Annotated in this window: 14 protein-coding genes and 1 pseudogene; 7 read left to right on the top strand and 8 right to left on the bottom strand. The window is 58.8% G+C overall.

What is annotated here, in order from left to right; translation table 11 throughout:
- Positions 1-100 precede the first annotated feature (100 nt).
- Positions 101-1,250, bottom strand: a pseudogene (locus tag ACW55A_RS22905) (IS3 family transposase).
- Between the two features lie 205 nt (positions 1,251-1,455).
- Between ACW55A_RS22905 and ACW55A_RS22910 the strand changes: the two are divergent.
- Positions 1,456-2,649 (top strand): MFS transporter, encoded by a 1,194-nt coding sequence (locus tag ACW55A_RS22910; RefSeq protein WP_498811225.1) that lies wholly within the window; start codon positions 1,456-1,458, stop codon positions 2,647-2,649.
- Between the two features lie 385 nt (positions 2,650-3,034).
- Here the strand turns inward: ACW55A_RS22910 and ACW55A_RS22915 are convergent, their stop codons facing one another.
- Positions 3,035-4,303 (bottom strand): tyrosine-type recombinase/integrase, encoded by a 1,269-nt coding sequence (locus ACW55A_RS22915; RefSeq protein ID WP_410930010.1) that lies wholly within the window; start codon positions 4,301-4,303, stop codon positions 3,035-3,037.
- Between the two features lie 153 nt (positions 4,304-4,456).
- A complete protein-coding gene (locus ACW55A_RS22920; protein ID WP_003347707.1) occupies positions 4,457-5,371 on the bottom strand; it encodes a LysR family transcriptional regulator in 915 nt (304 codons plus the stop codon).
- 310 nt (positions 5,372-5,681) lie between these two features.
- Between ACW55A_RS22920 and ACW55A_RS22925 the strand changes: the two genes are divergently transcribed.
- The 5 genes from ACW55A_RS22925 to pgm all read left to right on the top strand — a co-directional run bounded on the left by ACW55A_RS22925 (position 5,682) and on the right by pgm (position 14,537).
- Complete coding sequence (locus tag ACW55A_RS22925; protein WP_003364361.1) at positions 5,682-6,704, top strand: zinc-dependent alcohol dehydrogenase family protein; 1,023 nt, start codon at positions 5,682-5,684, stop codon at positions 6,702-6,704.
- Between the two features lie 589 nt (positions 6,705-7,293).
- Complete coding sequence (locus ACW55A_RS22930) at positions 7,294-8,796, top strand: hypothetical protein (RefSeq protein WP_129485612.1); 1,503 nt, start codon at positions 7,294-7,296, stop codon at positions 8,794-8,796.
- A 91-nt stretch (positions 8,797-8,887) separates the two neighbouring features.
- On the top strand, positions 8,888-10,294 hold the full coding sequence (locus ACW55A_RS22935) for an aminotransferase-like domain-containing protein (RefSeq protein ID WP_455808841.1): 1,407 nt from the start codon (positions 8,888-8,890) through the stop codon (positions 10,292-10,294).
- Positions 10,295-10,399: 105 nt separating this feature from the next.
- Positions 10,400-12,727, top strand: a complete 2,328-nt coding sequence (locus tag ACW55A_RS22940) for an ATP-dependent DNA helicase (protein WP_455808840.1) — start codon at positions 10,400-10,402, stop codon at positions 12,725-12,727.
- Between the two features lie 163 nt (positions 12,728-12,890).
- A complete protein-coding gene (gene pgm, locus ACW55A_RS22945) occupies positions 12,891-14,537 on the top strand; it encodes a phosphoglucomutase (alpha-D-glucose-1,6-bisphosphate-dependent) (protein ID WP_498811226.1) in 1,647 nt (548 codons plus the stop codon).
- A gap of 74 nt (positions 14,538-14,611) precedes the next feature.
- Here pgm and ACW55A_RS22950 read toward each other — a convergent pair whose 3' ends face one another.
- On the bottom strand, positions 14,612-14,887 hold the full coding sequence (locus tag ACW55A_RS22950; RefSeq protein WP_002553334.1) for a peptidylprolyl isomerase: 276 nt from the start codon (positions 14,885-14,887) through the stop codon (positions 14,612-14,614).
- 123 nt (positions 14,888-15,010) lie between these two features.
- On the opposite strand from ACW55A_RS22950, the gene ACW55A_RS22955 reads away from it, so the two are divergent.
- Entirely contained in the window at positions 15,011-16,180 is a 1,170-nt protein-coding gene (locus ACW55A_RS22955; protein ID WP_096128666.1) for a PilT/PilU family type 4a pilus ATPase, read from the top strand.
- Between the two features lie 50 nt (positions 16,181-16,230).
- Here ACW55A_RS22955 and ACW55A_RS22960 read toward each other — a convergent pair whose 3' ends face one another.
- The 4 genes from ACW55A_RS22960 to ACW55A_RS22975 are packed head-to-tail and all read right to left on the bottom strand — an operon-like array spanning position 16,231 to position 21,765.
- Entirely contained in the window at positions 16,231-17,832 is a 1,602-nt protein-coding gene (locus ACW55A_RS22960; RefSeq protein WP_499140648.1) for an ABC transporter ATP-binding protein, read from the bottom strand.
- Positions 17,810-18,835: an ABC transporter permease gene (locus ACW55A_RS22965; protein ID WP_499140649.1), complete on the bottom strand. Its 1,026-nt coding sequence runs from the start codon at positions 18,833-18,835 to the stop codon at positions 17,810-17,812. Before ACW55A_RS22965 ends, ACW55A_RS22960 begins: the two co-directional genes overlap by 23 nt.
- A complete protein-coding gene (locus ACW55A_RS22970) occupies positions 18,832-19,896 on the bottom strand; it encodes a microcin C ABC transporter permease YejB (RefSeq protein WP_455808839.1) in 1,065 nt (354 codons plus the stop codon). The genes ACW55A_RS22965 and ACW55A_RS22970 overlap by 4 nt, the downstream gene beginning before the upstream one ends.
- Positions 19,897-21,765 carry an extracellular solute-binding protein gene (locus ACW55A_RS22975; RefSeq protein WP_122267289.1) on the bottom strand — a complete coding sequence of 623 codons (1,869 nt, stop codon included), beginning with the start codon at positions 21,763-21,765 and terminating at the stop codon, positions 19,897-19,899. It abuts the gene before it with no gap.
- Between the last annotated feature and the right edge of the window lie 115 nt (positions 21,766-21,880).

Genomic DNA, 21,880 nt, shown 5'->3' on the forward strand with positions numbered 1-21,880 from the left:
CTCTGCCGCACACTGCGTTAGACCGTTTTTAGGGAATAGCGCTGCGTGCATGGTGAATTATGACCTGCCATCGCTGCGCGGCAAGTTGATCGGAGCATCCCTAGACACCTTGCAAGCTCATTGCGTAACGTTTTTCAAACTCTACCGGTGACAGCTGATTGTTGAAACCATGGCGGCGTTTTGCGTTGTAGAACATTTCGATGTAATCAAACACATCACTGCGAGCATCTTGTCGCGAGGTGTAGATTTTCCGCTTGATCCGTTCCCGTTTCAGAAGCTGGAAAAAGCTCTCGGCCACGGCGTTGTCATGACAATTGCCTCGGCGGCTCATGCTGGCAACCAAATTGTTTGCCTTCAAAAAACTGCGCCAATCAGAGCTGCTGTACTGGCTGCCCTGGTCGGAGTGAACCATCACCTCTTGTTTCGCTTTCGCCTCCAAACCGCCATCAATAACGCATCAATGGCCAAATCACTGGTCATCTGCGACTTCATTGACCAGCCAACGACCTGACGAGAAAACAGATCCAGCACCACCGCCAAATACAGCCAGCCTTCATACGTACGAATGTAGGTGATGTCGGTGACCCAAACCTTGTTGGGTTCCACGACATCGAACTGGCGCTTCAGCAAATTGGGTGAGGCGACCGCTGGCTTACCGCCGTACTTTCCACGGCGACGTCGATACCCAGTCTGAGAGCGCAGACCTTCAAGACGCATCAACCTCGCCACACGATGCCGACCACAATCTTCCCCGACCTCGCGCAGGTCGTCATGGATTTTGCGATAGCCCTAAACTCCGCCGCTCTCCAGCCACGAGTGCTTGATCAAACCCAGCAATCGCTGGTCGTCTTTAGCGCGTGCAGATTGCGGATCAGACAACCAAGCGTAATAACCACTGGGATGGACTTTCAGCGCCAGGCAAAGCCGTCGAATGGAATAGTCGCCCGCGCGCTGCTTGATAAAGGCGTACTTCAGCCGCACTCCTTGGCAAAGTACGCGGCGGCCTTTTTTAAGATGTCTCGCTCTTCAGTGACCCGCTTGAGTTCCGCTCGCAGACGACGCAGTTCAGCGTGCTGATCATCGTCTTGCTGCCGTTCTGCCTGAGGTTTGCTGTAGCGCTTTATCCAGGCATAGAGGCTATGCCTCGACACGCCCAGACGCGCCGCCACATCCGCGACAGGCAGCTTCTTTTCGATCACTTGATTGACCGCTTGGATTTTGAATTCTTCGGGATAACGTGGGTCGCTCATGGCACCTCCTGATTGGCCTCAGTTTAAGGCATGGAGGTGTCTACGAAACCCGGGGCGATTCAGATGCATGGGAAGCCATAGGTTGAAATGTTGCTCACGGTTTGTTACCCTACCAGCAGACATTGCGCTTTGGCGCTCTGCGTAAGCGTTAACGTCAACCAACGCACACACGGGATTAACTCGTCCCCAGTTGTGCGTGGTACTCATGACAAGTTCATCTTCGGCCGTTCGTGCCGGAAACTCTCTATTCGCCTCATCCCTTCTAATTGGCATTTTGCTAATCGCCGCGAATTTGCGGGCACCGATTACCTCGCTGGGGCCAGTTCTTGACCAAGTGCAGCAGTATTTTTCCTTGAGTGGCGCTGCTGCCGGTCTTCTGAACGCTTTGCCTTTGCTGATGTTCGCTTCTGCCTCGCCGCTGGCTCCTTGGCTGACGCGACGTTTTGGATTGGAGCAGGCGTTATTTGGTGCGCTGTGCCTTATCGCAATCGGCTGCATCATCCGTTCCAGTGGTACTTACACTGGCCTATGGTTAGGAACGTTGCTCATTGGTGGAGGCATTGCCACCGCAAATGTGTTGGTTGTTCCATTGGTCAAGAGAGACTTCCCAAGTCACGCAGCTCTGTGCGTTGGGTTATATGCCGCAACCATGGCCCTGATGGCTGCACTGGCCAGCGGCCTTTCAGCTCCGTTGTCGGTGCTTACCGGCTATACATGGAAGACTTCCCTTGGGGTTTGGTTTGTCCTTGCCCTTGTAGCCATCGCATGTTGGTTGCCACACTTGAAGAGCGCTTGTGGCCGGGCTCCTGCTGCACCACCTGCTGCAAGTAAATCAGTGTGGGGAAGCGCCATCGCCTGGCAGGTGTCGATGTTCATGGCACTGCAGACGGTTACGTTCTACACCTTGATTGACTGGTATCCCGCCATGGCGAGTTCGGTCGGGATTGGTGCCTCGGAATCGGGTGCTCATCTCTTTGCCTATCAAGCCATTGCTGTCGTCGCCAACCTGTCTACTTCCATTGCCATCAAGCGCCTGAAAGATCAGCGTCTGCTGGGGTTCGTATGCTCGCTGGCGATCACCGTTGGCATGGCGGGTCTGGTCTGGGCACCTGCCTTGTCTTTGATCTGGTTATTGTTCGCCGGGGTCGGGGCAGGGATGTCGATGGTCACGTGCCTGACATTATTCGGTCTGCGGGTTCGTGATCACCACCAGGCGAGCTCGTTGTCGGCCATGGCCCAATGTGTAGGCTATGGCTTAGGATCGGTGGGGCCGTTCCTGGCCGGTTGGCTACATGGTGTTTTCGGCACCTGGCAGGTATCACTGTGGTTGCTGTTATCTGCGGCGTGCCTGCAGATTGTCTTTGCGGTATTGGCCGGCCGTAACCGATTTATTGAATAAACCAATCCGGACGGCGCAGGGAGAACGGTTCAAGGCTCTCCCAGTGCCGCGGGGCTGTTCATGGCATTCCGGTTCTTGCTCCCTTGAGATCTGTGCTCCTTCACATGCATCAAAGCCGGCTAGAAGGAGATGTTCGAAATGTGTTCAGACGACGTCATTCACAGCACAGAGTGATGAGTACACAATTCAGTCCATCTGCGGTAGATTAATTTTTTAAACTGCCAACTTTTCAAACCGTTAGAGGATGAGTCATGATCCCGTCCGCCGCGCCATATTCAGTAACCTGGATGCTGAAAGCCAAGTCATCATAAAGAGCCTACTTATTGAGTGGGCTTTTTCGTTTTGAGGTTCCACTGTGACAATATTCTGGAATTTCGTTGCATCGTCAATCTGTCGTCAATCGAGCCGCGTTTTGCCGCAAATGGTCTAGGTAGTTTGCCCATTGTTGAGCCGCCTCTCGGCGTTGTGTTAGCAGTTGTGCACGCGCATACACAGCCCCCAATGCACCTGGCATTCGGTGAGATAACGACAGTTCTAGCACGATTGGATCGATACCTAAGTGCTCATGGGCAATGGTGCGGTAGGTGGCGCGAAAGCCGTGGGCAGTGATGTCGTACTCCGGCCAGATACGCTGAAAGGACTTGAGCATGGAGGTCGGATTAATGGGGCGGCCTGGATAGACCGGCGAGACGAACACCCATCCTTTGCCTTCTTCATCCACAACACGGGTTTTACTTAGCGCGCGTAACAAGACCAAGGCTTGCTCGGGCAACGGTACGATGTGCTTGCTCTTGTCCAGATGCTTGGTCTTGCTCACTACGTAACGCCAATCGGCGTCGACCAAGTCGACGTCTTCCCAGCGCATCTGCACGAGTTCGCCAGGGCGGACTGGCAACATGACCAGCAGACGCATTGCAGTGGCAACGCTGCCGTCGTTGCAGTCATCCAAGCGCAGAAGAAACCTGCCCAGGTCGGCTGGCCTTTCGATTGCCGGGTTGCTGGTCACGACATGGCGGATCTTCAACTCCTCAATGTTGCTAAGCGCCACATTACGTTCCACCCATCCGCGCCCCTCGGCAAAGCCCAGGACGGCACGGATGATAGTACGCACGCGCCGGGCCATGGCCATGGTGCGCTGACGGCGCAACGCCGTAATAATCGTGGTGATGTGCTCCAGCTTGATCTCGCTGACCGGTTTTTTACCAATCGCGGGAAAGATGTGGTTGTTCAGCGCTCCGCTAAACCCCGAGATGGATTTGGTCACCAGTTCGGCTGACTTGAAGGCCAACCATTGTTTGGCTACGTACTCAAATGTGCGCTCCTCGTTGAGGAGCTGCGCCTCGATCTTGGCGGTCTTGGCCTTGAGCGGCGCGGTGTGGTTTGCCACGTCGCGGCGTGCGCTGCGGGCAATGTCGCGTGCCTCCTTGAGACCAATGTCAGGGTAAGCGCCGATGGAGAAGCGGTTTTCCTTGCCATGCAGCCGATACTTCAAGCGCCAGAACTTGGAAGGGGATTTGCCGACCTTGCTAGACGCCCTCACCTCCAAGTAGAGACCAGGAACTTCGCCGTCAGCGTGTTTGCCGGGTTCGGTCAGCGAGCGGATGAAGGCATCGCTGAGTTTTCGTCTGAAAACAACCGCATTATCTGGGGGCATCGGTGGGAGCATCCTCTTCAAGGAACCGAAATTTGCCCCCAATTATGCCCCCGCGAGTCGTGGAATCCATTGGATTTAGACAGACGGCTATGGACTTAAACGACCAATAACTTGTTGTTATAAAACGGTTTTATGGAATCTAGTGGAATTCCATTACAGGCTATCGGGGTCCCCAAAAAACATCTGAATCCGCGACCTCAACCAACGCTCCCCCGGATCATTATCCTGCGCGCCGCGCCAGGCCATGTGCAGTTCGAACGTTCGGGTTTCAATCGGCAGGTCTTCAGAGCGCACGCCTCCTGCGGCGGTCAGCACTTGCGCCGCATAGTCGGGCACGGTGGCGATGATGTCGGTGCCGGTCAGCAGTGTCGCCAGGCCGTTGAACTGGGGCACGGCGAGGACGACGTGGCGTTTGCGGTCGAGTTTTTCCAGGTGTTCGTCGATGAAGCCGCTCAGGTCGCCGGCGAAGGAGACCAGTGCGTGGGGGCGGGCGCAGAAGTCGTCGAGGCTCAACGGGCCGGGTATCGAGTCGGCGCGCAGCAGTTGCGGCTTGCTCCTGCGCAAGACCTTGCGCTTGGCGTTGGCGGGCAGGTCCTGGGTGTAGCTGACGCCGACGGAAATCTCCCCGGAGGCGAGCAGGGGCGGCATGAGGATGTAATTGACTCGTCTGACCACCAGCACAATGCCCGGCGCTTCGGAGCGCAAGCGCTTGAGTAGGGTGGGCAACAGTGCGAACTCGACGTCATCGGACAGGCCGATGCGGAACACCGAGGTGCTGGTCGCCGGGTCGAACTCTGAGGCACGGCTGACCGCTGTCGAGATGGAGTCGAGTGCCGGGGAGAGCAGGGCGAAGATTTCCGTCGCTCGGGCGGTGGGCTCCATGCTGCGCCCGGTGCGCACGAACAGTGGATCATCGAACAGGCCGCGTAGCCGCGACAGCGCAGCGCTGATTGCCGGCTGGCCGAGAAACAGCTTTTCCGCCGCACGCGTGACGCTGCGCTCATGCATCAGGGTCTCGAAAACGATGAGCAAGTTGAGGTCGACGCGACGCAGGTCGTTGCGATTCATGCGGAATATCTCGGGCCATTTGTCGGTTGAGGACGTGAGCAGGGTGCGATAGTACGAGCAAATGCGGGTCGGGCGCAGCGAAAATTACTGTGAGGGTTACTGAATGTCCACACGGCTTGCAATGTTTCGTCGACATGCGAACAATGGCGGCCATTACGCGCATCGACGCCCAGACGCTGTCTGGCTGCGCCGTGCAGCGCACAGGACACAATCGATGACAGGCATGTCGACTATTAATAGCCACCGATGGTGTTGCCGGCAATGCCCGGATAAAGTTTGTGGCATCAAGGTTCACCAGGCGAGGTTCTAAATGTCCCGCACGATCCGTTTTCACCAGTTTGGCCCGGCCGAGGTGCTCAAAGTCGAAGAGCATCCTGTCGCGTCGCCTGTCACCGGCGAGGTACAGGTGCGTGTTCAGGCCATCGGTGTCAGCTGGTACGACGTTCTTTGGCGGCAAAATCTCGCGTCTACCCATGCCCGGCTGCCTGCCGGTCTGGGTTATGAGATGGCTGGCGTGGTTACCGCGCTGGGCGACGGTGTGGATGATCTGCAAGTAGGCGACAAGGTCGCCAGTTTTCCTGCGGCCGATGCCAACCAGCACCCGGTCTACGGCGAATCCATCGTCATGCCGCGCCGTGCATTGACCCGCTACCCGGATGCGTTGACGCCGGTCCAGGCCAGCGTGCATTACACGCCGTATCTGGTGGCGTACTTTGCATACGTTGATCTGGCGCGTATCAAGTCCGGTCAAACCGTACTGGTCACCGACGCCAGCCACTGCTCCGGCCCTGCATTCGTGCAGTTGGGCAAGGCACTGGGGGCTCGGGTTATCGCCGCGACCAAGACCGAGGATGCTCGTGAGTACCTGCTGTCACTGGGCGCTGAAAAAGTGGTGGTCACCGAAGAACAGGACTTGTTGATGGCGATCAACAAGTACACCGACAACCGTGGTGTCGATGCCGTCTTCGATGGCCTTGGCGGTCCGCAGATGTCGATCATGGGCGATGTGCTTGCGCCGCGTGGCAGTCTGGTGCTGTATGGCCTGCAAGGCGGTAATCAGACGCCGTTTCCGGCCTGTGCCGCTTTCCAGAAGAACATCCAGTTCTACGTGCATTGCCTGGGCAATTTCACCGGCAAGCCCGAGCTGGGCATTACCCAGGATGAGGCAGCACTGCAACGCGCCTTGCAGCAGATCAATCAGATGACCGCCGACAAGGTATTGGCGCCGTTGCAGACGCGCAGCTTTCCGTTCGAGCAGGTAGTGCAGGCGCACCGTTACATGGATGTCTGCCCGATTGGCGGGCGTGCGGTGCTTGAAGTCGAGGCGGTCTGATTCATCACCTTCTGTCAGCGCTCGTTATTGAAAAGCCTTCCGAACGGAAGGCTTTTTGCATTCCACATTGAAGAAGAACACCACGAATTAAACACTTCTGAATAATGCCCCTGTCAGTTTTTCTGGAAGTGGGGTAGCCGTGAATGAATATTAAAAAGAGCATCGCAGCGGCAGGGCCGTTTCGACTGTTTATTTAAGTGTGTTGGCGCTGACAGTCACGGCGACTTATAAATGTCCTTTCCCACGGGCTAGAATGAAACAGTAACTGGATCGATGCCCCAAGGGCATCGGTAAAGCCTGAATAGCCTGCCTGAAGGGCTTGCAGGCTATGGCTTTCAAGCGTTTCGCGTGTCTCATGAGTTCGATAGCACAATTAAACGATTTGTTTAAGTTGTTGAGGGTGCTCTGCTGACTGCACTGTTTTTTAAAGCAAACTGTCTATTGTAATTGTTTTAAAGATACTGATAATGCGTTGGTAATTACCACTCAGGGAATGAGTCATGCTCGACTATAAATTGAGTTGTCAGCTTGATGTTCAATGTTCTGTCTGCACCGTGTCATGCCTTGAGCGACAGACAGGTGGCGCACGATGAGTTCTATTCACGAACAGGCAATGAATTATGTCTACCAGCAAGTGCTGCAACGCTTGTTGGGGTACTTCTCGCGCGCAGAGCGCACCGCGCTGCAGCTGTTGATCCAGCGCCTGATTGTTGCGGCTGGCGGCATCGAGCAGATTGCCGGCTTCAAGGTGCTGGTGGCTTTCGGTGGTGGCAAGGACAGTGCCTACACGCTGGCCTTTCTGCGCGCTGCGCAGTTGAGTATTGCCTGCCGTTCGCCCGGCACATTCAACCTGCGGGTTGCCAATCGGCGTCACGCGGGCATGACCCCTGCGGTGATGGATAACATCAACCGCACCTATTCAGCGTTGTTTCTGTACGACGACCCGCGTGTCGAGATGCTGATGATCGACAGTCAGTACACACAGGCCTTCGAGCCGAATCTGCCTTTTTCCAGCGCGGGGCGTGAGCAGAATCGTCTGGACATGCTGCTGGGTGGGCACCTGTCCGCTGGCGACGCCCGCACCACGTTTTGCAATACCTGTTACCTTGGGCTTGCGGAGTTTCTAGGACGCGCCCTGAGCTGGGGCAATGGCGTCGATGCGGTCGTCAGCGGCGACTCGCGCAGAGAGCAGCGTCAGTATGCGACCTGGATCATGCGACTGGCCCAGCGTACCGGGCAGTATTCGGGCAGTTGGGGCAAGCAGACGCTGGCCAGCGTGCTCAAGGTCATCGATACGATTGGCGAGGCTTACTATCACGAGCTGTACGGGGAGGGCGATGACAGCCCGCCGGCAAGTCGAGCCATGACGCTGCCTGAAAAAAGCAGCTCGCCGGCGTTCATTACCATTGCCGATCTGGTCAGTTGCAAGGCGGACGAACACTGGAACCTGCTGACCGAGTTTCTCGATTTCCGCTTCGATGATCTGTCGTTCAGCTTCAGTGAGTCCGATTGCGCCAACCCCTTGTTGATGGCCCACATGCGTGGCCTGACCGCGCAATACCTGCAAGCGCGTACTTATGCCGACGGGATCGCCGAATACCTTGAACTGGCGACGTCACTGATGCGCAGAAAGCAGATGCCGCCACGATTGATCGACCAGACGCTCAGCGCTTATGCCGGTCGGGCGCGCATCGAGGCGCGCCGTGAGCTGGCATCGGGCTTCGCTCAGGAGGGCTTCGGCCTGAACGAGACTCAACTGGTGTGCATGCTGTTTTCGCCGTTCGTCGATCATGGCCATGGCCTGGAGTCCTTTCTGCGCAGTTGCCACCCAGGGATGCTGGTAGCGCTGCCGGATCTGCACAAGGCGCTGTCGGGTTCGACGGCGCCGGATCAGGTCATGCAGTGGCTGGTGGATATCAGCGGTTTGAGCCTCAAGTCATTGCACAACCTTTACGGCAAGCAGCGGGTGAACTTCGACGACCCGCAGTCAATCATCGCCAGAATCCGTGCAGCCGATCCTGACAAGCGCCGGATCATGACCGTCGACCCGGCGACGGGGCAGGCAGTGGCCGAGATGCTCTCGGGACGCTGATCCGGTTGCCAGGCATGGCTGCTACCGGCAAACGGCGGCGGTCACATAGCAATGTTCTGAAGCCTGTTCTGGTTGAACGGTGGATACCTGCATGAAAAACAACACGGATTTCGCCTATCAGGCGGTCTACCGCTACCTGGTGCGTCTGGTTGACCAGCAGCAGGGCGAGCTGGCACTGAAAATGCCGTCATTGCGACAGCTGGCCCAGCGACTGAACGTATCAATATCGACGGTGCAAAGCGCCTACTCGCTGCTGGAAAAGGAAGGGCGCGTTTATTCGCTGCCAAAATCAGGCTATTACTCGGTACCGCGCAGCTTGAGTGCGCAGGGCCTGGTGATACCGGACGCAAACGGCGATCTTTTGCAGGCCCTGTACGATAACGCCCGTCGCCCCGGCATGGCGTTGCTGGGCTGCGATGAACCAGCGCTTTTGCACGCTCAGGACAATCCGCTGCCGGCAATGGAGCGCGAGCTGGGCAGGCATTACCCGCGTCAGCGGGACCCGGTTTTTCAGCCATTCGGTGAGCCAGAACTTCGCACGGCAATTGCCGCCCGTTATACCTACGATGCAGTGCATTGCTGGCACGCTGAGAATGTCTATATCGCTGCTGACTTTCATGGCGCATTCAAGGCGGTGCTCGGCACGCTGGGCCTGTGCGGCGGCACGGTACTGGTGGAATCGCCCTGTGCCTGGGCGTTGTTGCGCTTGCTGCAATCCTTCGACATCCGGGTAATCGAACTACCGCTGGACGAGACCGGCTGCCTTGATGCTGCCCGGCTCGACGGCCTGTTGCGCGGCCATGACATCGGGCTTGCCGTGTTGCCCTCGTTGCTGAACCCGGTGCGAGGCAGCATGCGTGCGCAGAACAACAGCCAGACTGTCGCCGAAGTGCTCAACCGTCATCAAGTCTGGGTGCTGGAAAACGACAGTCACGCCGGGTTGCAATTTGCCGCCGGGCAGTCTCCGCTGCGGCACTGGATCGACCCTCAGCGGTTGGTGGTCATGGGCGGATTCGAGAAGAGTCTCGGGCCTGAGGCGCCCTATGCTTACTTGCTGTGCAAGAGCCTGGATGCGCGCTGGCAGCAGTATTTCTGCCTGCGAGCATTCGAGCTGCCGCCGCTTCGGCAAAGGGCCATCGCCAGGTTATGCAGCAGGGGACGTCTGGACAGGCAACTGATGGCGTTGCGCGAGACGCTGGCCGGACGCATGCAATCGATGACCCAGCAACTGGATGAACGGACTGGCGGGATGCTGCGTTATCAGTTGCCCGAGGGCGGCTGCGGCATATGGGCCGAGAGTGCATACCCCGTGGACCTGCGCCAGGTCTTCGTTGCGCTGCTGGCCCGGTCGATTGTCGTCAGCCCCGGTGAACTGTTCACTTTGCAGAACCGCTACTCGCAACATCTGTGGATCAGTTATGCCACTGACTGGACTCGTGAACCTGCCAAGCTGCTGGGCGCATTGGCAGAGGCATTGACTCACGCTCGTCTGCCATAGACCTCGACATGGCAGGCCGTCGATCCATTTGTGTTTGCCAGACGTGGTTCAAGGTTGTTAACTGGACGCCTGTCCAGTATTCACAACCAACGGCTCCCCAGCGCAGTGACCCCGAACGCCCCCGTAAACCCTGATCCCGAGCCTGTTCTCGCCAGCGAGCTGCCTGCGCGTTATGTCGTGGCCGTGCGCGCGTTGTGTGAGTTCACCGCCAAGGTGGGCGACCTCGACCTGCGCTTCACGCCGTCACCCACGGCGCAGGAAGGCATTGCCGGGCATCGCACGGTCGCCACGCGGCGCGGCGCCGATTACCAGGCCGAGTTGTCGTTGAGTGGCGATTATCGCGAGCTGACGGTAAGGGGCAGGGCGGACGGCTATGACGCCAGTCGCAATCAGCTGGAAGAAGTGAAGACCTATCGCGGTGAACTCGACGCGATGCCGGCCAACCACCGTCAGTTGCACTGGGCGCAGGTGAAGGTCTACGGCTGGCTGCTTTGCCAGCGCCTGCAGCTTGAAAACGTGACGCTGGCCCTGGTGTATTTCAACATTGTCAGCGAGCAGGAAACCCTGATTCGCGAGCCGTTCAGCGCGGCTACGCTGCAAGTGTTTTTCGAACGACAGTGCTCGATTTTCCTCGGCTGGGCGCAGCAGGAGCTGGCGCATACGCAGGCGCTGCACACGACACTGGGCAGCCTGAAATTCCCCCACGCGTCTTTCCGCACCGGGCAGCGGGTGCTGGCCGAGTCGGTGTACAAGGCCGTCAGTACTGGCTGTTGCCTGATGGCTCAGGCGCCGACCGGTATTGGCAAGACGGTGGGCACGCTGTTCCCGTTGCTTAAGGCCGTGCCCGGCCAGAAGCTCGACAAGATTTTCTTTCTCACCGCCAAGACGCCAGGGCGTCGACTGGCGCTGGATGCGCTGGAAGTCATTAATCACAGCGCGCCGGAGCTGAAGCTGCGGGTCCTTGAGCTGGTGGCGCGCGACAAGGCCTGTGAGCATCCGGACAAAGCCTGCAACGGTGATTCCTGTCCGCTGGCCAGCGGCTTTTATGATCGTCTGCCAGCCGCTCGCTCGGCGGCGCTGACCTCGCCGTGGTTGAATCAGGCGGGCGTACGCGATGTCGCCTTGCAGCATCAGGTCTGCCCGTATTATCTGAGCCAGGAACTGGCGCGTTGGGCTGACGTGGTCATCGCAGACTACAACTATTACTTTGACCTGAGCGCACTGCTGTTCGGCCTCGGTCAGCTCAATCAGTGGCGCGTTGCGGTGCTGGTCGATGAGGCCCACAACATGGTCGAACGGGCACGCCAGATGTACAGCGCCAGTCTTGACCAGAGCCAGCTGAAAGCCTTGATTCAGACAGCGCCGGAACCGGTGAAAAAAGCCTTGCAGCGTCTGGATCGACAATGGAATGCGCTGCACAAGGCACAGCCCGGCGCCTATCAGGCTTATTCGGCAGCACCGGAAAAATTCATCGGCAGCCTGAACCAGTGCATCTCGACCATCGGTGATCATTTCAACGAGCACCCGCAGGCAGTGGATGGCACGTTGCAGGGGTTCTACCTGGAAGCCATCGGCTTTGCGCGCATCGCCGAGCTGTTCGATGAGCATTTCATTTTCGACATCACCCGGCGCGAGGCGGGCGGCAAGCGCATTCTGTCGCGCCTCAGCCTGCGCAACGTCGTCCCCGCGCGTTTCATCCGCCCGCGCCTGACCGCTGCGCGCAGCACCGTACTGTTTTCCGCAACGCTCAACCCGCGCCACTATTACGCGGATCTGCTGGGTTTACCGGGCAACACGGCATGGATCGACGTGGAGTCGCCGTTTCATCACGATCAGCTCGACGTGCGCATCGTCAGTCGCATTTCCACCCGTTTCACCCATCGTCAGGCTTCGCTGGCGCCGATTGTCGAACTGATGGCCGAGCAGTTCGATGCGCGGCCGGGCAATTACCTGGCGTTCTTCAGCAGTTTCGATTATCTGCAACAGGTCGCCGAGCTGATGGCGCGCACTCACCCGCACATCAGCCTTTGGCAGCAGGCACGGGGGATGGGCGAGAGTGAGCGCCACGCATTTCTCGACCGGTTCACCCTGAGCAGTCAGGGCATCGGTTTTGCCGTGCTGGGCGGCGCGTTCGGTGAAGGCATCGACTTGCCGGGCGCACGCCTGATCGGCGCGTTCATCGCCACCCTGGGCCTGCCTCAGCTCAATCCGGTCAACGAACAGTTCAAGCAGCGCATGGCGGCGCTGTTCGGCGCCGGTTATGACTACACCTACCTTTATCCCGGCGTGCAGAAGGTGGTGCAGGCTGCGGGGCGAGTTATCCGCAGCCAGAGTGACAGCGGTGTGGTCATGCTCATCGATGACCGTTTTGCCGAGCACAAGGTGAAGCAGTTGTTTCCAGCGTGGTGGCGGCCCGAAACGTCAATGGCCTGAGGTCGGTTGCCGTTTTGGCGATTGAGCTGAAACAGAAGCAGATACCGGGGATCGATACTCAAGCAGCGCTGTCGAACTGCCAGTAAACTGCGGCATTGATCACCTTGGCAGCCGCAGCAAGTCTTTATTTTTTCTCCGTATTTCATTTCTTCGTGGAGGTTGTATGAGTCTCAGTCCTTTCGCCGACAAGCTGGCACCTGCGCAGTTACTGGTCGATATTCCGAGACTGGTCACGGCTTACTACACCGGCCAGCCCGATGCATCGGTGCCCACTCAACGTGTTGCGTTCGGCACTTCCGGGCACCGTGGCACATCGTTTGACCTGGGTTTCAACGAATGGCACGTGCTGGCTATCAGTCAGGCGATCTGTCTGTACCGCAAGGCCAACGGCATCGACGGCCCGTTGTTTCTAGGTGCCGATACCCACGCGCTGTCGACCCCGGCCGCGGCCACCGCGCTTGAAGTGCTGGCCGCCAATGGCGTGCAGGTGATGATTTCGCAAGGTGACGAATACACCCCGACGCCTGCGGTGTCCCACGCGATCATCTGCTACAACCGCGGCCGTACTTCAGGGCTGGCGGACGGCATTGTCATTACGCCTTCGCACAACCCGCCGCAAAGCGGTGGCTTCAAGTACAACCCGCCCAATGGCGGCCCGGCCGACAGTGATGTCACCAAGTGGATCGAGAACAAGGCCAACGAACTGCTGGCCGAGAAAGTCACTGGCGTTTCACGCATCAGCCATGAAAAAGCGCTGCGTGCCGATACCACGCACCGCCATGATTACGTCAACACCTACGTGGCCGACCTTAAGAACGTGATCGATATGGACGCCATCCGCAATTCGGGTCTGCGTCTTGGTGTCGACCCGCTGGGCGGGGCCGGGGTGAGCTACTGGTCGGCGATTGGCGAGCATTACGGCCTGAATCTGGATGTGGTCAATAAATTTGTCGACCCTACGTTCCGCTTCATGACCGTCGACTGGGATGGCCAGATTCGCATGGACCCGTCCTCCAGCCACGCCATGCAAAGCCTGATCGGTCTCAAGGACCGCTATCAGGTTGCATTTGCCTGCGATCCGGATCACGACCGTCATGGCATCGTGACCCCGTCTGGCGGACTGATGACGCCCAACAGTTACCTCGCCGTGTCCATCGACTACCTGTTTCAGAACCGTCCTGAGTGGCGTGCCGATGCAGCGGTCGGCAAGACCGTGGTCAGCAGCGGCATGATCGATCGTGTGGCCAAACGCCTGGGCCGTCGCCTGTATGAAGTGCCGGTCGGCTTCAAGTATTTCGCACAAGGCCTGTTTGAAGGCTCGTTAGGCTTTGGCGGCGAAGAAAGCGCTGGTGCCTCGTTCCTGCGCCGCGACGGTACGGTCTGGACCACCGACAAGGACGGTCTGATTCCGGCCTTGCTGGCTGCGGAAATGACCGCGCGTACTGGTCGCGATCCAAGCCAGATCTACAAGACCATGACCGAAGAGCTGGGCGAGCCGTTTTCGACCCGCGTCGATGCCAAGGCCAACCCGCAACAGAAGGCACTGCTGAGCAAACTGTCGCCGGAGCAAGTGACTTCCACTGAACTGGCGGGCGAGCCTATTCAGCAGGTGCTCAGCAACGCGCCGGGCAACGATCAGGCGTTCGGTGGTGTGAAGGTCATGACCGAAAATGGCTGGTTTGCCGCGCGCCCTTCAGGGACTGAGGACATCTACAAGATCTATGCCGAGAGTTTTGTCAGCGAAGATCACCTCAAGCGTCTGGTGGCAGAAGCTCAAGTGCTGGTAGATGGCGCCATTTCGCCGAACTGATTGCCACACTGGTCAATGCCTGAAAAACCTCGAACCTCACTCGGTTCGGGGTTTTTCAGCTTTTGGCGTGTGCTTCAGTCGCGATAGAACACCTGCACCAGGTGATAGCCGAATTTGCTCTTGATCGGCCCATGCACGACGCGTAGCGGCTTTTTGAAGATCACCTGATCGATCGCACCGACCATTTGCCCAGGCCTGACTTCACCCAGATCGCCGCCACGTTTGCCGGACGGGCAGCTAGAATGCTTTTTAGCCAGCACGTCAAACGCCTCACCCTTGGCAATGCGCAGCTTGAGCTGTTCGGCCTCTTCGGCGGTCTTCACCAGAATATGGCGGGCTTGGGCTTTCATGTCGCAATATCACCTGCTGCAAAAGGCTGCCATTATGCCTGCTCTTGCTGAGCGACGCCCGCGCGTCACGCGTGCCGTCCTGACGGCCGTGGTCTTTTTACTTCATTTTGTACGGTATTGATTATGGATTTCCCGGCGCTGTTGAAGATTCTGGCCAGTCAGGACGGATCGGACCTTTACCTTTCCACCGGAGCGCCACCGTGCGCCAAGTTCAACGGTGTGCTCAAGCCACTGGGCAGCGAAACCTTCAAGCCGGGCGAGGTGGCGGTGATTGCCCAGGGGCTGATGGACGAGGAACAGAAGCTCGAGTTTCAGCGCGAACTGGAGATGAACCTCGCCGTTTCGATGGCCGGCATCGGCCGGTTCCGGATCAATATCTTCATGCAGCGTAACGAGGTGTCCATCGTCGCGCGGAATATCAAGCTGGACATCCCGCGTTTCGAAGACCTGTTCCTGCCGCCCGTACTGCTTGACGTGATCATGGAAAAGCGCGGTCTGGTGCTGTTTGTCGGGGCCACCGGTTCGGGCAAGTCGACCTCGTTGGCGGCGCTGATCGACTACCGCAACCGTAACGCCAGCGGCCATATCATCACCATCGAAGACCCGGTCGAGTTTATCCATCGCCACAAGAAGTCGATCGTCAACCAGCGCGAAGTCGGGGTCGATACCCGCAGCTTCCATGCGGCACTGAAGAACACCCTGCGCCAGGCGCCGGATGTGATTCTGATCGGCGAGATTCGCGATCGCGAGACCATGGAGCACGCGCTGGCGTTTGCCGACACCGGCCACCTGGCGATCTCGACACTGCACGCCAACAACGCCAATCAGGCGCTGGACCGGATCATCAATTTCTTCCCGGAAGAGCGTCGCGCGCAGTTGCTGCATGACCTGGGCAACAACCTCAAGGCGTTCGTCTCGCAGCGACTGGTCAGAACCCCGGATGGCAAGCGTCGTGCGGCGGTGGAAGTGATGATGGGCACGCCGACCATTCGCGACCTGATCCAGCGCAATGAACTGACCGAGCTCAAGGGCATCATGGAGAAGTCCGGCAGCCTCGGTATGCAGACGTTCGACTCGGCGCTATTCAATCTGGCCGTCGAAGGTGCGATCAGTGAAGAAGAGGCCCTCAAGAACGCCGACTCACAAAACAACGTGCGCCTGCGCCTCAAGCTGCACAGTGAAGGCGGCGTCGGAACACTGACCACACCGCCGCCGGCTCCGACCGGCAGCAGCACGGCAAGCACCGCCGAGTGGGGGTTGGTCGATGATGACGAGCCGGGTCCGCAAGCGTAAATCGGAGACGCTCCTAAACCTTCCGGGCAGAAGCTTCGTTGTGGGTCAGATCATTCAGGATGCGCGGCCGCCAGCAATTCCTGTGTGTATGGGTGCTGCGGCGCATCGAAAACGTCATGGCTGGCACCGCGCTCGACGACTTTGCCATCCTTGACCACGATCACGTCGTGGGCAAGGGCTTTGACTACCGCCAGGTCATGGCTGATGAACAGGTACGTCAGGCCGTGCTTTTCCTGAAGTTCGCGCAACAGCGCAACGACCTGTTTCTGCACGGTCCGGTCCAGCGCCGAGGTCGGCTCATCGAGCAGAATCAATGCGGGTTTCAGCACCAGCGCCCGGGCAATGGCGATACGCTGACGCTGGCCACCGGAAAACTCATGGGGGTAGCGATGCCGGCTCTGCGGGTCGATGCCGACTTCTTCCAGTGCTCGAATGACCTCTGCATCGCATTTCGCCGGGTCGTACTGGCTGTGTACCTCCAGTCCTTCACTGATGATCTGCGCCACTGACATGCGTGGGCTTAGGCTGCCGTAAGGGTCCTGAAAGACCACTTGCATCTCTTTACGCCACGGTCGCATCTGTTTCTGACTCAGGCCGTCCAGCGCCTGCCCGCGAAAGCGGATACTGCCGCGTGACTCCAGCAGACGCAGGATCGCCTGACCAAGAGTCGACTTGCCAGAGCCTGACTCACCAACGATACCGAGGGTTTTGCCGCGCTCAATACTCAGGCTGATGTCATCCACCGCCTTGAGGTATTCCTTGTGCCGCCGCAGGATGCCGCCGGTCAGGGAAAACCAGCCCTTCAGGTTGTCGACTTGCAGCACCGTTTCCCGGGTGTCGCGTCGCAGCGGCTCGCCGGCAGGTTCGGCGTCCAGCAGCAGGCGGCTGTAAGGGTGCTGAGGTGATTTGAACAGCGACTTGCAATCGGACTGCTCGACGATTTCACCGGCGCGCATCACGCAGACGCGTTGCGCGACGCTGTGCACCAGATTCAAGTCATGGCTGATCAACAACAGCGACATGTTCAGGCGCTGTTGCAGCTCCTTGAGCAGCACGAGGATCTTGCGTTGCACCGTGACGTCCAGCGCAGTGGTCGGTTCGTCGGCAATCAGCAACTCCGGCTCGCAGGCCAGCGCCATGGCTATCATCACCCGCTGGCGCTGGCCTCCGGAGAGTTCGTGCGGGTAGGCTTTCAGGCGTTTTTCCGGCTGTTGAATGCCTACCAGCTCCAGCAGCTCGACAATGCGTTTCTGCGCTTCACGACCGCTGATGCCGCGATGCAGCAGTAACGTTTCGCCGATCTGTCGGGCCACGCTGTGCAGCGGATTCAGCGAGGTCATCGGTTCCTGGAAAATCATCGCAATCCGGTTGCCGCGCAGCTCGCGCAGAGTGCGGTCGTCGGCACCCACCAGCTGTTGACCTCGGTAGGTGATGCTGCCCGTGGTCAGGGTGCCGCTGCGGGGCAGTAATTGCAGGATCGAGTGAGCGGTGACGGACTTGCCGGAGCCGGACTCTCCCACCAGTGCCAGACACTCGCCGCGGCGCACATCCAGGCTCAGGTTACTGACCACTTTCTGCCCGTTGAAGGCGACGCTCAGGTCGCGGATTTCGATCAGGTTTTCCGACATGTCAGGACCTCGGGTCGAAGGCATCACGCAGCGCCTCGCCTATGAATACCAGCAGCGTCAGGATCAACGCGAGGGAGAAGAACGCTGTCAGCCCCAGCCAGGGCGCTTGCAGGTTCTGCTTGCCCTGGGCGATCAGTTCACCCAGCGACGCGCTGCCGGCAGGCATGCCGAAGCCCAGAAAATCCAGCGCAGTGAGGGTCGAGATGGCACCGGTAAGAATGAACGGCAGGTAGCTCAACGTCGCATTCATCGCGTTGGGCAGGATGTGGCGCATGATCACTTTTCGATCCCCCAGACCGAGCGCCCGAGCGGCCTTGACGTACTCGAGGTTGCGCCCGCGCAGAAACTCGGCGCGCACCACATCGACCAGGGTCAGCCAGGAAAACAGCGCCATGATGCCCAGCAGCCACCAGAAATCGGGCTCGACGAAACCTGACAGGATGATCAGCAGGTACAGCACCGGCAGGCCTGACCAGACCTCCAGCAGACGCTGGCCGAACAAGTCGACCCAGCCGCCGTAGTAGCCCTGCAACGCCCCGGCGCTGATCCCGATCAGCGCGCTGATGAAGGTCAGCACTAGCGCAAACAGGATCGACACCCGGGCGCCGAAAATCACCCGCGCCATGACGTCGCGCGCCTGGTCATCGGTGCCGAGCCAGTTTTCTGCAGAAGGCGGGCTGGGTGCCGGGGTTTTCAGGTCATAGTTGGGCGTGTCGTCACTGAACGGGATGGGCGGGAACAGCATCCAGCCGTCCCCTTTGCTGATCAGTGTGCGTACGTAGTCGCTGCGGTAATCGGGCTGGAAGGGCAGCTCGCCGCCGAATTGCTGCTCGGTATAACGCTTGAACACCGGGAAATAGAGCGAGTGCTGATAGCTGACCAGCAGCGGCTTGTCATTGGCGATCAGTTCGCCACCCAGTGTCAGGGCAAACAGCCCGCAGAACAGCCACAGCGACCACCAGCCGCGGCGATTGCTGCGAAAACGTTCCAGGCGACGACGGGCCAGCGGCGAAAGGCTGCGCATCATGCATTCCTCGCGCTGAAGTCGATTCTGGGGTCGACCAGCGTGTAGCAGATATCGCCGATCAGCTTTATCAGCAGGCCGAACACGGTGAAGATGAACAGCGAACCGAACACCACCGGGTAGTCCCGCGACACAGCGGCTTCATAGCTCATGCGGCCCAGGCCATCCAGCGAGAAGATCACCTCGATCAGCAGCGAACCGGCAAAGAACACGCTGATGAACGCCTGCGGAATGCCCGACACCACCAGCAACATGGCATTGCGAAACACATGACCATACAACACCCGTCGCTCGCTCATGCCCTTGGCGCGGGCCGTGGTCACGTACTGACGGGTGATTTCGTTGAGAAAGGAATGTTTGGTCAGCAGGGTCAGCGTGGCAAAGCCGCCAATGACCAGCGCCGAGACCGGCAGCGCCAAGTGCCAGAAATAGTCAGCGATCTTGCCGATCGTGGTCAGTTGCTCAAAGTTGTCCGAAACCAGTCCGCGCACCGGAAACCAGTTCAGCGACGTGCCGCCACAGAACACCACCACCAGCAGCATGGCGAACAGGAAGGCTGGCATGGCGTAACCGATGATGATGGCGGTGCTGCTCCAGATATCGAACTGGCTGCCGTGTTTCACCGCTTTGCGAATCCCCAGCGGGATTGATACCAGGTACGTCAACAATGTCGCCCAGAGCCCCAGTGATATCGACACCGGCATTTTATGCAGAATGAGGTCGGTCACCGTTGCGCCGCGAAAGAAGCTGCTGCCGAAATCCAGTCGTGCATAGTTCTTCAGCATCAGCCAGAGACGTTCGTGCAGCGGTTTGTCGAAACCGTATTGACGTTCGATCTGCTTGATCAGCGCCGGGTCCAGCCCGCGGGACGCTTTGGAATGACCCGCCCCGGCAGACTCGCTGGCACCCGCGCCCACGGTTGCACCGCCGATCCCTTGCAGGCGAGCAATGGCTTGCTCCACAGGCCCGCCCGGTGCGGCCTGCACGATGAAAAAGTTGACCAGCAGAATGCACAGCAGGGTAGGGATGATCAGCAGCAGGCGCCGCAGGATATAACCGAGCATTCACTGCATCTCCGAAACGATGGCCGAGGCGCCGCGTTTTTCAGCGAATTGCTCATTGGTCAGCGGTGTCGGGCTGATTTCCCACCATGTTTCGATGGCCTCATTGTTGCTGGCCTGAATTTTGGGGATGCCGAAACGGTTCCACCAGACGGTTGAAGAGCCGGGCGGATAGTAGTTGGGAATCCAGTAGTAGTTCCACTGCAGTACGCGGTCCAGGCAATGGGCGTAGTCGGTCATGGTCTGCTTGTTGTCGGCCTTGAGCAGGCCGGCAATCAGCGTGTCGACAGCAGGGTCTTGCAGCACCATGTAATTGCTCGAACCCGGGTCCATCGCCACCTTGGAGCCAAAACTGCTGTACAGCTCGGCACCGGGCGATGTCGAGACCGGGTAGCCGGTGACAATCATGTCGTAATCGCGGGCCATGACGCGGTTGAGGTATTGCGCGGCATCGATGCGGCGAATGTCGAAGTGGATACCGATCTGCGCCAGGGTGCGTTTGTAGGGCAGCAGCATTCGCTCGAAACCTGTTTGTGCATTGAGAAAGGTAAAGCTGAACGGTTCGCCCCGGGCATTCACCAGCTCATCGCCCTTGGGCGTCCAGCCAGCTTCTTTCATGAGGGCCAGCGCTTGCAGTTGCTTGTCGCGAATGAAGCCTGTGCCATCGGTTTTGGGCGTCTCGAACACGCTGTCGAACACCTGCTCGGGGACTTCGCCGCGCAGTGGCTCGAGGATTTTCAGTTCGGAAGGCGTGGGCAGTTCGCTGGCGGCCAACTCCGAGTTGGAGAAGAAGCTGTTCTGGCGAATGTACATGTTGCGCATCATCTGCCGGTTGGTCCATTCGAAGTCCCAGAGCAGCGACAGCGCCTGGCGCACGCGACGGTCCTGGAACATGGGGCGGCTCAGGTTGAAGACGAAACCCTGCGAGCTTTGCACCGCGCCCCTGGCCAGTTGGGCTTTCTGCAGGCGCCCGTCGCTGAGGGCGGGGCCGTCATAGCGAATTGAATAGCCGGTCGCCGAAAACTCGCGGTTGTAATCATAGGCGCCGCCTTTGAGTACCGTACGTGCGACATCGATGTCGCCGAAGTACTCGATGCTGAACCTGTCGAAGTTATACAGGCCTTTGCTGACCGGCAGGTCCTTGCCCCACCAGTCCGGATCGCGCTCGAAGGTAACAGTGCGGCCCGGGTCCACATGGCTGATCCGATAGGGCCCGCTGCCAGGCGGGATTTCAAAGCCGGCACCGCTGGCGAAGTCACGGGATTTCCACCAGTGCTCGGGGAATACCGGCAGCGAAGCCAGATCAAGGGGCAGGGTGCGGTTATCGCTGTTCTTGAAGTCGAAGCGGATTTGCGAAGGCGATTCGACCTCCAGTCCCTGGACCGCTTCAAACTGGGTCCGGTATTGCAGGTTACCCTGCGTCATCAGCAACTCGTAGGTGTACTTCACGTCACTGGCGGTAATCGGCGTGCCGTCCGCGAAACGTGCCTTCGGGTTCAGGTAAAAGCGCAGGGAGAGGCCATCCGCGCCACGCTCCATTTTCTCGGCGACAAGCCCGTAAACGGTGTAGGGCTCGTCCATCGAGCGCGTAGCCAGTGGGGAGTAAAGCATGCCATTGATCTGCGAAACGCCCATCCCCTTGTCGGTGAAGGGCATCAGGTGGTCGAACTGGCCGATTTCGATGGCCGAGCGTCGCATGCTGCCGCCTTTGGGCGCGTCCGGGTTCACGTAATCGAAGTGCTTGAAGTCGGCTGGATAGCGTGGCGCTTCGCCGTAAACGGTCAGGGCGTGTTGCGGGGCTGCGGACAGCGATTGGGTTGCGCCAACGAAGGTCAGCGTCAAGGCGAGCAACGATGAAAAAACAAAACGCATGACTCGAATCCTGACTGACGTTCGCAAGCGAATGTCAGGGTTAAAGGCGACTGGCTGTACAGCGGTGACAACAATCATGACAGAGCTCATGGCCCTGCATCGCGCTATCTTCTAC

Source organism: Plantibacter cousiniae (nom. nud.) (genome assembly GCF_977070315.1).

Bases quoted from the DNA above. Each gene is read 5' to 3' on its own strand.
- ACW55A_RS22910 (WP_498811225.1), top strand. From the start codon at position 1,456: ATGACAAGTTCATCTTCGGCCGTTCGTGCCGGAAACTCTCTATTCGCC.
- ACW55A_RS22915 (WP_410930010.1), bottom strand. From the start codon at position 4,303: ATGCCCCCAGATAATGCGGTTGTTTTCAGACGAAAACTCAGCGATGCC.
- ACW55A_RS22920 (WP_003347707.1), bottom strand. From the start codon at position 5,371: ATGAATCGCAACGACCTGCGTCGCGTCGACCTCAACTTGCTCATCGTT.
- ACW55A_RS22925 (WP_003364361.1), top strand. From the start codon at position 5,682: ATGTCCCGCACGATCCGTTTTCACCAGTTTGGCCCGGCCGAGGTGCTC.
- ACW55A_RS22930 (WP_129485612.1), top strand. From the start codon at position 7,294: ATGAGTTCTATTCACGAACAGGCAATGAATTATGTCTACCAGCAAGTG.
- ACW55A_RS22935 (WP_455808841.1), top strand. From the start codon at position 8,888: ATGAAAAACAACACGGATTTCGCCTATCAGGCGGTCTACCGCTACCTG.
- pgm (WP_498811226.1), top strand. From the start codon at position 12,891: ATGAGTCTCAGTCCTTTCGCCGACAAGCTGGCACCTGCGCAGTTACTG.
- ACW55A_RS22950 (WP_002553334.1), bottom strand. From the start codon at position 14,887: ATGAAAGCCCAAGCCCGCCATATTCTGGTGAAGACCGCCGAAGAGGCC.
- ACW55A_RS22955 (WP_096128666.1), top strand. From the start codon at position 15,011: ATGGATTTCCCGGCGCTGTTGAAGATTCTGGCCAGTCAGGACGGATCG.
- ACW55A_RS22960 (WP_499140648.1), bottom strand. From the start codon at position 17,832: ATGCCTTCGACCCGAGGTCCTGACATGTCGGAAAACCTGATCGAAATC.
- ACW55A_RS22965 (WP_499140649.1), bottom strand. From the start codon at position 18,835: ATGATGCGCAGCCTTTCGCCGCTGGCCCGTCGTCGCCTGGAACGTTTT.
- ACW55A_RS22970 (WP_455808839.1), bottom strand. From the start codon at position 19,896: ATGCTCGGTTATATCCTGCGGCGCCTGCTGCTGATCATCCCTACCCTG.
- ACW55A_RS22975 (WP_122267289.1), bottom strand. From the start codon at position 21,765: ATGCGTTTTGTTTTTTCATCGTTGCTCGCCTTGACGCTGACCTTCGTT.